At 65.2% G+C, this 13436-nt stretch carries 11 protein-coding genes; 3 read left to right on the plus strand and 8 right to left on the minus strand.

What is annotated here, in order from left to right:
* Window positions 1–83 precede the first annotated feature (83 nt).
* The 4 genes from bglX to F753_RS45590 form a co-directional block, all read right to left on the minus strand.
* The gene (gene bglX, locus F753_RS45575) at window positions 84–2375 is read right to left on the minus strand and encodes a beta-glucosidase BglX (protein ID WP_023446779.1); all 2292 of its coding nucleotides are present in this window, start codon (window positions 2373–2375) and stop codon (window positions 84–86) included.
* 102 nt (window positions 2376–2477) lie between these two features.
* The gene (locus tag F753_RS45580) at window positions 2478–3257 is read right to left on the minus strand and encodes a PhzF family phenazine biosynthesis protein (RefSeq protein WP_023446780.1); all 780 of its coding nucleotides are present in this window, start codon (window positions 3255–3257) and stop codon (window positions 2478–2480) included.
* A gap of 143 nt (window positions 3258–3400) precedes the next feature.
* Entirely contained in the window at window positions 3401–4111 is a 711-nt protein-coding gene (locus F753_RS45585) for an LrgB family protein (RefSeq protein ID WP_023446781.1), read from the minus strand.
* A complete protein-coding gene (locus F753_RS45590) occupies window positions 4108–4473 on the minus strand; it encodes a CidA/LrgA family protein (RefSeq protein ID WP_023446782.1) in 366 nt (121 codons plus the stop codon). Before F753_RS45590 ends, F753_RS45585 begins: the two co-directional genes overlap by 4 nt.
* A gap of 301 nt (window positions 4474–4774) precedes the next feature.
* On the opposite strand from F753_RS45590, the gene ccoG reads away from it, so the two are divergent.
* Window positions 4775–6193 (plus strand): cytochrome c oxidase accessory protein CcoG, encoded by a 1419-nt coding sequence (ccoG, locus tag F753_RS45595; RefSeq protein ID WP_023446783.1) that lies wholly within the window; start codon window positions 4775–4777, stop codon window positions 6191–6193.
* A gap of 34 nt (window positions 6194–6227) precedes the next feature.
* A complete protein-coding gene (gene mapR, locus F753_RS45600; RefSeq protein WP_003300787.1) occupies window positions 6228–7637 on the plus strand; it encodes a GntR family transcriptional regulator MpaR in 1410 nt (469 codons plus the stop codon).
* Between the two features lie 18 nt (window positions 7638–7655).
* Here the strand turns inward: mapR and F753_RS45605 are convergent, their stop codons facing one another.
* The 3 genes from F753_RS45605 to F753_RS45615 all read right to left on the minus strand — a co-directional run bounded on the left by F753_RS45605 (window position 7656) and on the right by F753_RS45615 (window position 10539).
* Window positions 7656–8993, minus strand: a complete 1338-nt coding sequence (locus F753_RS45605; protein ID WP_031298344.1) for a sensor domain-containing protein — start codon at window positions 8991–8993, stop codon at window positions 7656–7658.
* Window positions 8994–9116: 123 nt separating this feature from the next.
* Window positions 9117–9920, minus strand: a complete 804-nt coding sequence (locus F753_RS45610; RefSeq protein ID WP_023446786.1) for an MBL fold metallo-hydrolase — start codon at window positions 9918–9920, stop codon at window positions 9117–9119.
* 25 nt (window positions 9921–9945) lie between these two features.
* Complete coding sequence (locus tag F753_RS45615; RefSeq protein ID WP_023446787.1) at window positions 9946–10539, minus strand: glutathione S-transferase family protein; 594 nt, start codon at window positions 10537–10539, stop codon at window positions 9946–9948.
* 135 nt (window positions 10540–10674) lie between these two features.
* Between F753_RS45615 and F753_RS45620 the strand changes: the two genes are divergently transcribed.
* Complete coding sequence (locus F753_RS45620; RefSeq protein WP_023446788.1) at window positions 10675–11235, plus strand: TetR/AcrR family transcriptional regulator; 561 nt, start codon at window positions 10675–10677, stop codon at window positions 11233–11235.
* Between the two features lie 31 nt (window positions 11236–11266).
* On the opposite strand, the gene F753_RS45625 is transcribed toward F753_RS45620, so the two are convergent.
* Window positions 11267–13436 (minus strand): efflux RND transporter permease subunit (locus F753_RS45625; RefSeq protein WP_031298346.1); only part of this gene is annotated, 2170 nt, incomplete at its 5' end.

Here is a 13436-nt window from a genome sequence, read left to right on the forward strand (position 1 = left end):
TACAACCCACGTATTCCGCCGCTTTGCTCTACAGCGCGGCAGCGGTCGTGGGCTGGATGCAGATCGCCATACAGAAAAAAGTCTTACAACAACTCGAATCGCACGCTTTGCACCGACCGCGAGTCGAGGCCCAACTGGACTTCAAACTCGCCGGGCTCGGCCACGTAGTCGAGTCGCGCGTCAGGAAACTTCAGATCGTCCTCGCCCAGTTCAAAGCGCACTACCCGCGACTCGCCTGGCTCTAACATGAGCTTTTCGAAGCGCTTGAGTTCCTTGATCGGACGTACGCTGGAGCCGACCAGATCCTGCAGATACAGCTGCACTACCGTCGCGCCGGCGCGTGCGCCAGTGTTCTTTACCGTTACGCTGACCTCCAGAATCTGGCCGCGTTTCAGCTGATGCCGTGAAAGCTGCGGCTTCGCCAGCTCGAACTCGGTGTAGCTCAGGCCATAACCGAACGGGTACAGCGCACCGTTGGGTTCTTCGAAATACTGCGAGGTGTAGTTGCCAGGGCGACCCTCGACGTAGGGTCGGCCGAGTCGCGGGTGGTTGTAGTAGGTCGGAATCTGGCCAACCGAGCGCGGAAAGGAGATCGGCAGTTTGCCGGACGGGTTGTGCGCACCGAGCAGCACCTCGGCAATCGCGTGCCCGCCCTCGGTTCCGGCGAACCAGGTTTCCAGCACCGCGTCGGCGTGCTCCCTGGCCCAGCCCAGCTGCAACGGCCGGCCGTTCATCAGCACCACCACCAGCGGTTTGCCGGTGGCAGCCAGCGCTTCGAGCAGCGCCTGCTGGCTGGCCGGCAGCGTAAGGCTGGTACGGCTGGAGGATTCGTGGGACATGCCGCGTGACTCGCCCACCGCAGCAACGATCACGTCAGCCTCGCGCGCGGCACGCACGGCCTCGTCGATCATCGCCTGCGGCGGGCGCGGGTCCTGCGTCACTTCTGGGCGATCCCAGTTGAGAAAGTTCAGGTACTCGATCAGTCGCGGATCGTCGGTGACGTTCGCGCCACGGGCATGAACGACCCGGCCGGAATCGCCCACTGCAGCCTCGAGTCCCTGGCGCAGCGTCACCGTCTGTGCCGCCACACCGGCCGCCGACCAGCTGCCGAGCATGTCAACGTGGGAATCGGCCAGCGGGCCGACCAGCGCGATGGTCGCGTCCTTGCGCAGTGGCAGCGTCTGCTGACGGTTCTCCAGCAGGACCAGCGAGTCGCGCGCCACTTGCCTTGCCGCCTGGCGATGCAGGCGGCTTTCGGCATTGACCTCGACGGGGTCGTCCGCCGCCTTGCCGATACGCCGATGAGGATCATGGAACAGGCCGAGGTCGTACTTGGCACCGAGCACACGCCCCACGGCCTGGTCGATCAGCTCGATCGGCACCTCACCGCGCTCGACCAGCCCCGGCAGTTCCTGCAGATAAAGCGAGTCATGCATGCTCAGATCGATACCCGCCTCGATCGCCAGGCGCGCAGCCTCGCGCCCGTCGCGGGCCACGCCGTGGCGCAGCAGTTCGTCGATGGCGCCGTGGTCGCTGATGTTCAGCCCACGGAAGCCCCAGTCGTCGCGCAGCAGGTCGCGCAACAGCCAGCGGTTGGCGCTGGCCGGCATGCCGTTGACGGTGTTCAGCGCGATCATCACGCCGCCTGCGCCGGCGTCCACCGCGGCACGGTATGGCGGTAGATAATCCTGATGCATACGCTGCGGACTCATGTCGACCACGTTGTAGTCGCGGCCCCCTTCCACCGCGCCGTACAGGGCGAAGTGCTTGACGCTGGCCATCACGCTGTCCGCGGCGCTCAGGCGCTCACCCTGATAGGCGCGCACCAGCGTGCCGGCGATCTGCGATACCAGGTAGGGATCTTCGCCGAAGCCTTCGGAGGTCCGGCCCCAGCGCGGATCACGGGTGATGTCGACCATCGGTGCAAATGTCAGGTCCAGGCCGTCGGCGCTGGCCTCGATGGCCGACACGCGACCGCTAAGGGCGATGGCCTCGAGATCCCAGCTCGACGCCAGCGCCAGGCTGATCGGGAAGATGGTGCGGTGGCCGTGAATGACGTCGTAGGCGAAAAAGATCGGAACGCCCAGGCGACTGCGCAGCGCCGCATCCTGCATGGGGCGGTTGTCGGCGCGGGTGACCGAATTGAAGGTGGCGCCAATGCGTCCGGCAGCGATCTCCTCGACGATCCGCTCGCGCGGCATGTCACCACCGATGCTGATCAGCCGCAGCTGGCCGATCTTCTCCACCAGGGTCATGCGCTCGAGCAGGGTTTCGATCAGCGCCTGCCGGTCATCCAGCGGCAACGCGGGCTGTGCCGCACTGGCGAACGAGCCCATCGCGCTGGCAAGCAGGACAAACGGCAACAGCCTTTTCATCATCACGTTCCGCAACCCCATTCGTTAGAACCGATCAGCCACACACAGGCACACCCATCGCGCCGCCTGTGAAAGCCGATCGCAATGGGTTGAAGACAATTTTTAAAGTTCGATGGTGCCGTCGAGATAAAGCACGGCCTGCCCGGCCACCATCACACGATCCGCTTCGACCCGGCAGTGCAGGATGCCGCTACGTTTCGACGCCTGCAGCGCCACCAGCTCGTTACGCCCCAGCCGCTCGGCCCAGTACGGCGCAAGCCCGGCATGGATGGAGCCGGTGACCGGGTCCTCGTCGCCGCCGTTGGCTGGCCAGAAATAACGGGAGGCGAAATCCTGCTCGCGTCCCGGCGCGGTCACTACCACATCCAGTGGCGCCAGCGTGCGCAGCGCCTGCAGATCGGGCGCCAGCGCCCTGACCTCGCGCTCGTCACGGTAGACGGCGAACCATGCCTGCGGACTGCACAGCACCGCTTCCGGCTCGCACCCAAGCCCCTGCAACAATGCCGCCGGCGGTTCGGCAACCGGTTCCGGCGCGCGGTTGGGGAAGCTCATTTCCAGCATGCCATCAGCCCGTCGCTGCACCGCCAAGTCACCCACAGCGGCGGCGCGGAAGGTCAGCGGTGCCTGAGCCAGGCCCGCTTCCAGCAGCACAAAGGCGCTGGCCAGCGTGGCATGGCCGCAGAAGTCGATTTCAGTCAGTGGCGAAAACCAGCGGATGTGAAACGCCCCGTCCGCTTCGCGTACGAAAAAGGCCGTTTCAGAAAGATTGTTTTCGGCGGCGATGGCTTGCATCAGCGCGTCCGGCAGCCAGGTTTGCAGGGGTATCACTGCCGCGGGATTGCCCCTGAAGCGCTCGGCAGTGAAGGCATCGACCTGGAACATCCGCAATTTCATGTTTGCACCCTGTGCACGGTCAAGCGACCGCTGCCTACTCTAACCGGGCGGACGGAGTGCTAGCCAGTGGTGCGTGAAGGCTGAAGGGCCCGGAATCCGTCCGGTTCACCTACTTTCGGCAGCGCCGCGCATCAGCCCAGGGCAAAGGGCAGCAGCAGCGCGATCAGGATGCCCAGCAGACTCATGCCCAGCGCGGCGAAAGCGCCGCATTCGTCACCCTCTTCCAACGCCCTCGCCGTACCGATGGCATGCGCGTTGATGCCATAGCTGAGGCCCCGCGCGGCGGGATGCTCGACACCTGCCCAGCGCAGCAACAGCGGCCCCAACGCGGTGCCGATAACGCCGGTGAGCATGACGAACACCGCCGCCAGCGAGGCCAGTCCACCGAGCTGCTCGGCCACCAGCATGGCGATGGGCATGGTCGCCGACTTCGGCGCCAGGCTCATCAGCACCGGCAGCTGCGCGCCCAGCGCCCAGGCGATCACCAGCGTCAGCACCACGCTGAGCACGCCGCCCACAGCCAGGGTAATGACGATCGGCCAGAACAATTGCTGAATCCGCTTGAGGTGACGATGCAGCGGCACCGCCAGCGCCACGGTTGCAGGCCCCAGCAACATGGCGATCAACGAGGCACCCTCGCGGTAGCGCGCGTACTCCAAATCCACCAGGGTGAGCGTGCCGACTACCAGCAGCATGCCGATCATCACCGGCTGCAGAACCAACCAGCCGCTACGCCGATAGAGCATCAGCGCGAGTTTGAAAGCGATCAGCGTCAGCGCCACGGCGAACAGCGGATGCACCACGACGGCCGCCCAGGCCGTGCGCCAGTCGAGAACCGTCATGCCTGATCCTCCCGCTTGAGATCGAGCCGGCGAATCAGTCGCTGCATCAGCCAGCCGCAGAACGGCACGGTGATCAGCAACGACAGCACCAGCCCGGCGGCGATGGCAGGCAGGTCATCCAGCAGCGCGGCGCCGCTGGTCATGATTCCGGCGGCGGGCACGATGAGCAGCAGCGGCAGGTACTGCAGCAGCAGCGCCGCGGTCTTCTCCAGCGACTCGGGAATGCTGCGGCGCAGCAACAGGAGGCCAAACAGCAACAGCATGCCGATGATTGGCCCAGGCAATGCCGGCAGCAGCACCAGATTGATCAGGTTGCCGAACAGTTGCAGCAGCACCAGCCAGGTCAGGCCCTTGAGAATCATCGGCGGCGCTCCATTGACGGCAGGTCAGAAATCATGACGACAGCTCCTCAGTGCGTGGCAAAAGGTTTCGACTATGGCTTTGTTGGCAGCGGCGCAACAGATGCAGATTGGCACTAAAAAAGCAGATCAGCCGATCCCGAAACGTTCCACTGATGCAGGTCAACCCATTGTCCGAAGACGTTGCAGGGCAGGCAACCGATGCTCATCTGATCTGTATTTTGGCTGTTCATCTGAGTCTGTTATGCAGCACCACTGGCAGGGATCATCCGCTTCGCCTGAAATGCCTATGGGGCGAAGCCTAATGACCGACCGCATACCCGCGCAGATCATCGAAACCGTTGATCCCAGCCAACCGATCCGCCTGACGCCCGCGCAGGGCGGCGGGCCCATTCATACGCGCAGTTTCAGCGGCCGGTTCCGCAACCTGCGCCTGTTGGGCGGCGCGCTGCTGATGCTGCTCTACTTCGGCACCGTCTGGCTGAACTGGAACGGGCGCCAGGCGGTGCTGTGGGATCTGGACCGGCAGCAGTTTCACATCTTCGGCGCCACCTTCTGGCCGCAGGATTTCATCCTGCTCTCGGCGATTCTGATCATCGCCGCGTTCGGCCTGTTCTTCATCACCGTGCTGGCCGGACGCATCTGGTGCGGCTACGCCTGCCCGCAGAGCACCTGGACCTGGATGTTCATGTGGGTGGAAAAGATCACCGAGGGTGATCGCCTGCAGCGCATCAAGCTCGACGCCGCGCCCTGGTCGGCCGCCAAGCTGCTGCGCCGTGCCGCCAAGCACACGCTATGGCTGGCCATCAGCCTGGCCACGGCGATGGCGTTCGTCGGCTATTTCACCCCGGTGCGCGAACTGGTGGCCGACCTCGCCCGCTTCGAGGTCGGTGCCACCACCGCCTTCTGGCTGCTGTTCTTCACTGCCGCGACTTATATCAACGCCGGCTGGCTGCGCGAGCAGGTGTGCCTGCACATGTGCCCCTACTCGCGCTTCCAGAGCGTGATGTTCGACGCCGATACCCTGCTCGTCTCCTACGACACAGCCCGTGGCGAGAACCGCGGCGCGCGACGCAAGGGCAGCGACCCGCGCGCGCAAGGCCTCGGTGACTGCGTCGACTGCACGCTGTGCGTGCAGGTCTGCCCCACCGGCATCGACATCCGCGACGGCCTACAGCTGGACTGCATCAGCTGCGGTGCCTGCATCGACGTCTGCGACAGCGTCATGGACCGGATGGGTTACGCTCGCGGCCTGCTGCGCTACACCTCCGAACGCGCGCTCAAAGGCGGCGCCACCCGCCTCTTGCGGCCGCGCCTGATCGGATATGCCGTGGCGATGACGGCGATGATCGCCGCCTTCGTCTGGGCACTGGACGCGCGGCCGCAGCTGCAGCTGGACGTCACCCGCGACCGCACGCTGTACCGCGAGAACATGCAGGGGCAGATCGAAAACATGTACCGCCTCAAGCTGATCAACAAGACCCAGCAAGCGCGCCGCTACGCGCTCGGGCTGGAAGGCGGGCCGTTCGCACTGCAGGGACCGCGCGAGATCGCCCTGGCCCCGGGCGAGATCGCCGACCTGCCGGTCAGCGTTGCGCTGCTCGACAACGCCCGCGACTTCAGCCGCGAGCTGCGTTTCGAGGTCAGCGACCTGGCCGAGCCGAGCAGCCGGGTGAGTACACCGAGCACCTTCGTCGCCCCCATCGCGGCGCTACGCCAGTAGACTGGCCATGCCCAACCGCCACGGCCCGGACACGATGAAGCGCTACGAGAAATTCGCCGACGAGATTGCCGAACTGATCCGCAGTGGCGTGCTCGCGCCGGGAGAAAAGGTGCCCTCGGTGCGCCACGCCAGCCGCACCTACGGCGTCAGCCCGTCCACCGTGTTCCAGGCCTACTACCTGCTGGAAGACCGCGGGCTGATCCAGGCGCGGGCGCGTTCGGGCTATTTCGTCCGCGAACATGCCAAGCGCCCGTTGCACGAACCGGACATCAGCCTGCGTCCGGCGGAAACCACCGATGTCGGCGTCAGCGAGCTGGTGTTCTCGGTGCTCGCCTCGCTGCGCGACCCGGCCACGGTGCCCTTCGGTTCGGCCTTTCCCAGTCCCGAGCTGTTTCCCCTGCAGCGCCTGGCGCGCTCGATGGCACAGAGCGTGCGCGACATGCCGGCACGCGAGGTGATTGCCGAGATGACCGCCGGCAACCCGGACCTGCGCCGGCAGATCGCCCTGCGCTACATGGTCAGCGGTGTGATGCTGCCGATGGACGAACTGGTGATCACCACCGGTGCGATGGAGGCTCTGAACCTCTGCCTGCAGGTGGTAACCGAACCGGGTGATCTGGTGGCCATCGAGGCGCCAGCGTTCTACGCCACGCTGCAGGTACTGGAACGGCTCAAGCTCAAGGCGGTGGAGATTCCGGTGCACCCACGCGAAGGCATCGACCTCGACATCCTCGCCGATCGCCTCGCGCACTTGCCTATCAAGGCCTGCTGGTTCATGAGCAGCCTGCAGAACCCGCTGGGCGCGAGCATGGGCGAGGCGAAGAAGCAGCAGCTCTATGAGCTGTTGCAGCGCCATCAGGTGCCGCTGATCGAGGACGACGTCTACGCCGAGCTGTACTTCACCCGCGAGCCGCCCAAGCCGGTGAAAAGCCATGATCGCGAAGGTCTGGTGATGCACTGCGGCTCGTTCTCCAAGAGTCTCGCGCCCGGTTACCGGGTCGGCTGGGTTGCCGGCGGTCGCTATGCCGAGCAGATCGCCCGGCTCAAGCTGATGACCACCATTTCCCCTTCCGTGCCGGCGCAAGCCGCCATCGCCGATTACCTGCAGCATGGCGGCTACGACCGTCACCTGCGCAAGCTGCGTCACGCGCTGGAGATGCAGCAGGGTGCGATGCTCGCTTCCGCCGCCCGCCATTTCCCTGCGAGCACGCGAGTCACCCGGCCCAGCGGCGGCTACTTTCTGTGGTTCGAATTTCCCGAGCAGGTGGATTCGCTGCAGCTGCTGCAACTGGCGCTGGCCCAGGGCATTAGCCTGGCACCGGGGCCGATCTTCTCGGCGACCCAGCGCTTTCGCAACTGCGCGCGGCTGAATCACGGCCATCCATGGGACGCCCGCAGCGAGCAGGCGATGGAGTTGCTGGGCAGGATGCTGAAGTCGTTCTGAGGCACGGTGCCGAGATGTTCAGTCGCAGTCTTGTGGCTGTCCGCCTCGGGCCTTCATCAAGTACATGCGTTCATCGGCCTGCTTGAGCAGCTGGGCCTCCACATCACCGTCCTCGGGATAGAGCGCGGTGCCAATGCTCAAGCCGATTGCGAGGCTGTGCTCGGCAATCTGCATCGGCTGCTCGAAGGCCGCGCGGATCTTGTCGACGACGCGGCGGGCATCCTCTGCCTCGGCGATGCTTTCCAGCAGCACCACGAACTCATCGCCACCCAGCCGCGCCACGGTATCGGTGTCGCGCACGCAGTGCGTGAGGCGATCGGCCACTGCGCGCAGCAGCTGGTCGCCACCGCTGTGTCCGTAGGTATCGTTGACCTGCTTGAAGCGATCCAGATCCACGTAGAGCAAGGCGACGCGTCCGCCATTGCGCCGCACCCGCGCCAAGGCCGTGTCCAGGCGATCGCGAAAACAGGCGCGATTCGGCAGGCCGGTGAGTTCGTCGTACTGCGCCATCCGGTGCAGGCGTGCATACAGCTGCTTGCGCTCGATTGCCGTGACCACCTGCACCGAGACGAACTGCAGCAGCTCCTGATCCTTCTCGGTGTAGGGCGCGGCCGTGCTCTTGAGCAACAGCACGCCGATCACCCCCTCGCTCGAACTGAGCGGCACCCCCAGCCACCAGGCATGGGTATCCCCATCACCGAGCGGAAGCGCCAGCGCTGGCATCGAGTCCGCATTGAAGCGCAACGGCTGCGCGCCATGCAGAACGGAGAAACACAGGGACGCCGCAGGTTCCGCTGGCAGCCCGGCCGAATCGAGCGCCAGCGCCTGGTAGGGATAACTCAGCTCGCCGCTGGCAGCATTGCGGATGGCCACGATGAAATCGTCCACCGGCAGCAGCTGGGCGATGGTCAGATGGATCTGCTGATACAGCGCTGCGAGGTCCTTGGCCCCGTGCGCCGCCTCGGAGATCGAATAGAGCGCCGCCTGCATCGCTTCGGACTGCTTGCGCTGGGTGATGTCGCGCGCCACGCCGATGCGCAGCTTGTTATCGGTCGACCAGCAGGCCGACCACATGATGTGCACCACACCGCCGTCCTTGCGCACGTAGCGGTTCTCGAAGTGCAGCAGCGGCTGATCGGCCATGACCTCCTTGGCGGCGGCCAGGGTCCGGGCACGGTCTTCGGGGTAGACCATCTCGATCATCCGCTTGCCGAGCATCTCCTGCGGGGTGTAGCCGAAGATGCGCTCGCAGGCGGCGCTGACGTAGACGAAGTTGCCCTGCGCATCGACCACGCAGATGGCATCCAGCAACAAATCGATGACACTTTCAAGAGGCGCGTAGCTATCCGTCTTCACAGCGGCAGACCTACTTCGGCCATTGGGCACGGGCATGGCGATCGGGGCGGCGCCGTCGCGCGGCTGATCGCTCGTTCCCATGCCCTAAGCATCGCCCAAATCCGCAGCCGCCGCGCTGTTTTTTTATTGTCCGGCTCCCTCCACCCAGCGCGGATAGTAGCCGAGCGAAGCCTGGGTGTTGGCATCCTGCAGCGCGATAACGTCCTCTGGCGCATCGCCGGCGTCCCGTTCCAGTCGGTCGCCGCGAAAGAAGAAGCGGCGGCCATCGGCAAGCGTGAGGAACAGACCGACCGCCCCATGGCCATCCAGCGGCACCAGTACGACCTGGCCGTCGCCGAACAGATCCAGGCTGCGACGGTGCTCCCGATAAGGGCTCGCCTTGAACTCCAGCGACTGCCAGCGGACCGGGTGGCGAAACTGGCTGGGCAACACGGCTGGCGGCGTGGCAGCCTCCAGATAGCCCAGGCTGTCCGCGCTGGCCAATACCGGTACCTCGGGATAGTCGGCCAGCCCCGAAGCGTGCTCCCAACGCACGCAACCCAGCACGATACGATCAATCTCCAGTCCGTCCCCCTCCAGCTGATCGCGTACCGGGCGTACGTCTGCGTAGCGCTTGATTCGCCAAGGCACCTCGGCGTCCAGCTGCGCGTCGATCTGCCGACCGAGCCCGGTTCCAAACAGCAAGCGGCTGCCGCGATGCTCGATCAGAATCGCGATGTGCTGAGTGGGTGGTGCCTCCTGCCAACCGTTCCGTCCCAGCAGGAAGTCGCCACTGTCGCTCTGCGCCGTCTTCACCAGGCTGAAGCGCAACCCTTGCGCAGCCGAAGCATCCTCGACGAAGCCAAACAGGGAGACTGCCAGCCCGATCACCAGCAGCAGCGATACTCCGATCCGCCGGCCCGGGTGCCGGTCCAGCTCGCCGGGCATCCGACCATTCTGCACGTTCATGGCGTCACAACCCCGGCATGCCGACATAACCCGGCAGCGCGCGGACGCGGGCGAACCAGGCCTGCAGCGCCGGATAGGCAGCCAGATCGAGCCCGCCGTCACCGCCCAGCGCGACGTTGGGGTAGACGGCGATGTCGGCGATGGTCGGTTCGCTGGTCTGCGCCAGCCAGGCGTGCTGCGCAAGGTGCCGCTCGAGCGTACGCAGGGCGCTGGCGGCACGTGCCTGCGCCAGCGGCGCGTCGATCGGCCGGCCGAACAGCTTGCCCAGACGCACGGTGGCCGGGCCATGCTGCACCTCGTTGGCAGCGAAGCTCAGCCAGTTGGCGATGTGGCCCTGGGTTTCGGCGTCCTGCGGATACCACTCATTGGCATAGCGCTGGGCCAGATAGACCAGGATTGCCTGGGAATCGCCAAGTCGAAAATCGCCGTCCTCGAGCACCGGAATCTGTCCGCGCGGATTGATTTCACGGAACGCCGGCTGCTTGTGCTCGCCCGCAAGCAGATTCACCGGCACCAGCTCCACCGGCTGGCCGATCAGGCTGAGAAACAGACGAACCTTGTGGCAATTGCCGGATAGCGTCAGGTCGTAAAGCTTCATGGTGTTGCCCTCGTGATTGGCTGCAACTGGATAATAGACAGACCTGTCTGTACACTGCAAGCGCCAACGCAAATTCACCCCAACTGGAGCAAGCCGCGAGCGCTCCCGCATAATGTCGAACCACAGGAGGTATCCATGGCATCGAACAAGCGCGACCAGTTGCTCAACACCGCAGAGAATCTGTTCTATCGCGAGGGTTATCACGCCACCGGCATCGATCGCATCCTGGCCGAATCCGGCGTGGCCAAGATGACGCTGTACAAGCACTTCAAGTCCAAGGACGAGCTGATCCTGGCCGTGCTGGAGGCGCGCCACGAGCTGATGCTGACGCGCCTGCGCGAGCGTGCCACCAGACTGCCGCCGCGTGAGGCGCTACTGGGAATTTTCGATGGATTGCACGGAATGATTCACGGCAACGACGCCTTCTGCGGCTGCCTGTTCATCAACGCAGCGGCCGAATATCACGACCGCGACCACCCGATTCACCGCCGCTCCTCCGCCTACAAGGCAGAACTGCTGGCCTACCTTCGCGAGCTGCTGGAATGCCTGGATGCGCCACAGCCGCTGCAGCTGGCGCGCCAGCTGCAATATCTGCTCGAAGGCGCGCTGAGCATGGCGCATATCGAAGGGCCGGGCGAGCAGGCGCGGGACGCGAAAGTCGCCGCCGAACGGCTGCTCGAGGCCGCCGGCATCTAGGCGCGCCACAGCGGGCGCGCCCTCTTGCCGTTCAGAGGGTGCCGGCTTCGTCTTCCCGGACCTTGAACCAGGCGGCATACAGGGCTGGCAGGAACAGCAGCGTCAGCGCCGTGGCGACGATCAGGCCACCCATGATCGCCACCGCCATTGGCCCGAAGAAGATACTGCGCGACAACGGAATCATCGCCAGCACCGACGCCAGCGCGGTCAGCACGATGGGTCGAAAGCGGCGCACCGTGGCATCGACGATGGCGGTAAAGCGCGCCTGACCGGCACCGATGTCCTGCTCGATCTGATCCACCAGAATCACCGAGTTACGCATGATCATCCCCGACAGCGCGATGGTGCCGAGCATCGCCACAAAGCCGAACGGCTGCCCGAACAGCAGCAGGAACAGTGCAACACCGATGATGCCCAGCGGCGCGGTGAGGAACACCATGGCCGAGCGCGAGAAACTCTTGAGCTGCGCCATCAACAGGGTCAGCACGACGATGACGAACAGCGGCATGCCGGCATTCACCGAACGCTGGCCGCGCTCGGAGTCCTCCACCGTTCCGCCGACCTCGAGCAGATAGCCGCCGGGCAACTGATCGCGAATGTCGGCCAGGGTCGGCTCGATCTCCCGCACCAGTGCCGCCGGCTGCTGCTCTCCGTACACATCGGCGCGCACGGTGACCGTTGGCAGGCGGTTGCGGTGCCAGATCACGCCCTCCTCGAAGCCGTACTCGAGCGTCGCCACCTGCGACAGCGGCACGCTGCGCCCGCTCTCGGTGGGAATCGCCAGGCTCGGCAGCATCGACAGCTCGAGCCGCTCGCGCTCGGTGCCGCGCAGGAGGATCTCAATCAGCTCGTTGTCCTCGCGGAACTGGCTGACGCTGCTGCCGGTGAAGGTACGCCGCAGGAAGCCGGACAGCTCGGCGGTGGTCACGCCCAACGCCCGGGCACGATCCTGATCGACGTTGAGCCGGACCATCTTGCTCGGCTCCTGCCAGTCCAGATGGACGTTGGCCACGTGCGGGTTCTCGTTGACCCTGGCAGCGACCTGGCGAGCCAGCCCACGCACCACGTCGATATGCTCGCCGGTGACACGGAACTGCACCGGATAGCCCACCGGCGGGCCATTCTCCAGCCGCGTTACGCGACCACGCAGGCTCGGGAAGTCCTCGCGCATGCGTTCGATCAGCCAGGCGCGCAGGGACTCGCGGGACTCGATGCTGTCGGCCAGCACGACGAACTGGGCGAAGCTGGTCGCCGGCAGCTGCTGGTCCAGCGGCAGGTAGAAACGCGGCGAGCCGGTGCCGACGTAGGCCACATAGTTGTCGATGCCGGCCCGTTCCTTGAGCAGCTCTTCCAGCCGCGCCACCTCTGTTTCGGTCGCCTTCAACGAGGCGCCTTCGGCCAGTTTGAGATCGACCATCAGCTCCAAACGGCCGGAAGCGGGGAAGAACTGTTGCGGCACCAGACGGAACAGCACCACCGCGGCGACGAAGATCGCCAGCGTGAGCAGGATGACGGTCTTGCGCCGGCGCACGCAGAAGGTCACCACGCGACGCACGCGCTGGTAGAACGGCGTTGCGTAAGGATCGTGGCCTTCACTGCTCGCGCCGTGCTTGTGTGCAGATTTTTTGGCCAGGTCCGGCAGCAGTTTTTCGCCGATCAGCGGTACGAACATTACCGCGGCGATCCAGGACGCGATGAGCGAAATGGCGACCACCTGGAAGATCGAACGGGTGTATTCGCCGGTACTGGAATTGGCAGTGGCGATGGGCAGGAAACCCGCCGCGGTGATCAGCGTGCCGGTCAGCATCGGGAACGCCGTACTGGTCCAGGCGAAGCTGGCGGCCTTGAGACGGTCGTAGCCCTGCTCCATCTTGATCGCCATCATCTCCACCGCAATGATCGCGTCGTCCACCATCAGCCCGAGAGCCAGGACCAGGGCGCCAAGGGAGATCTTGTGCAGGCCGATGTCCAGATAGCTCATGGCGGCGAAAGTCATCGCCAGCACCAGCGGAATCGACAGCGCGACCACCAGCCCGGTACGCACGCCTAGCGAGAAGAAACTCACCAGCAATACGATCACCAGCGCTTCGATCAACACCTTGACGAACTCACCTACGCTGGTCTTCACCGCAGCGGGCTGATCAGAGACCTTGCGCAGCTGCATCCCCGCCGGAAGCTCCTGCTGCAGGCGGGGGGGACCC

This window comes from Stutzerimonas chloritidismutans AW-1 (assembly GCF_000495915.1).
Lineage (GTDB): Bacteria > Pseudomonadota > Gammaproteobacteria > Pseudomonadales > Pseudomonadaceae > Stutzerimonas > Stutzerimonas chloritidismutans.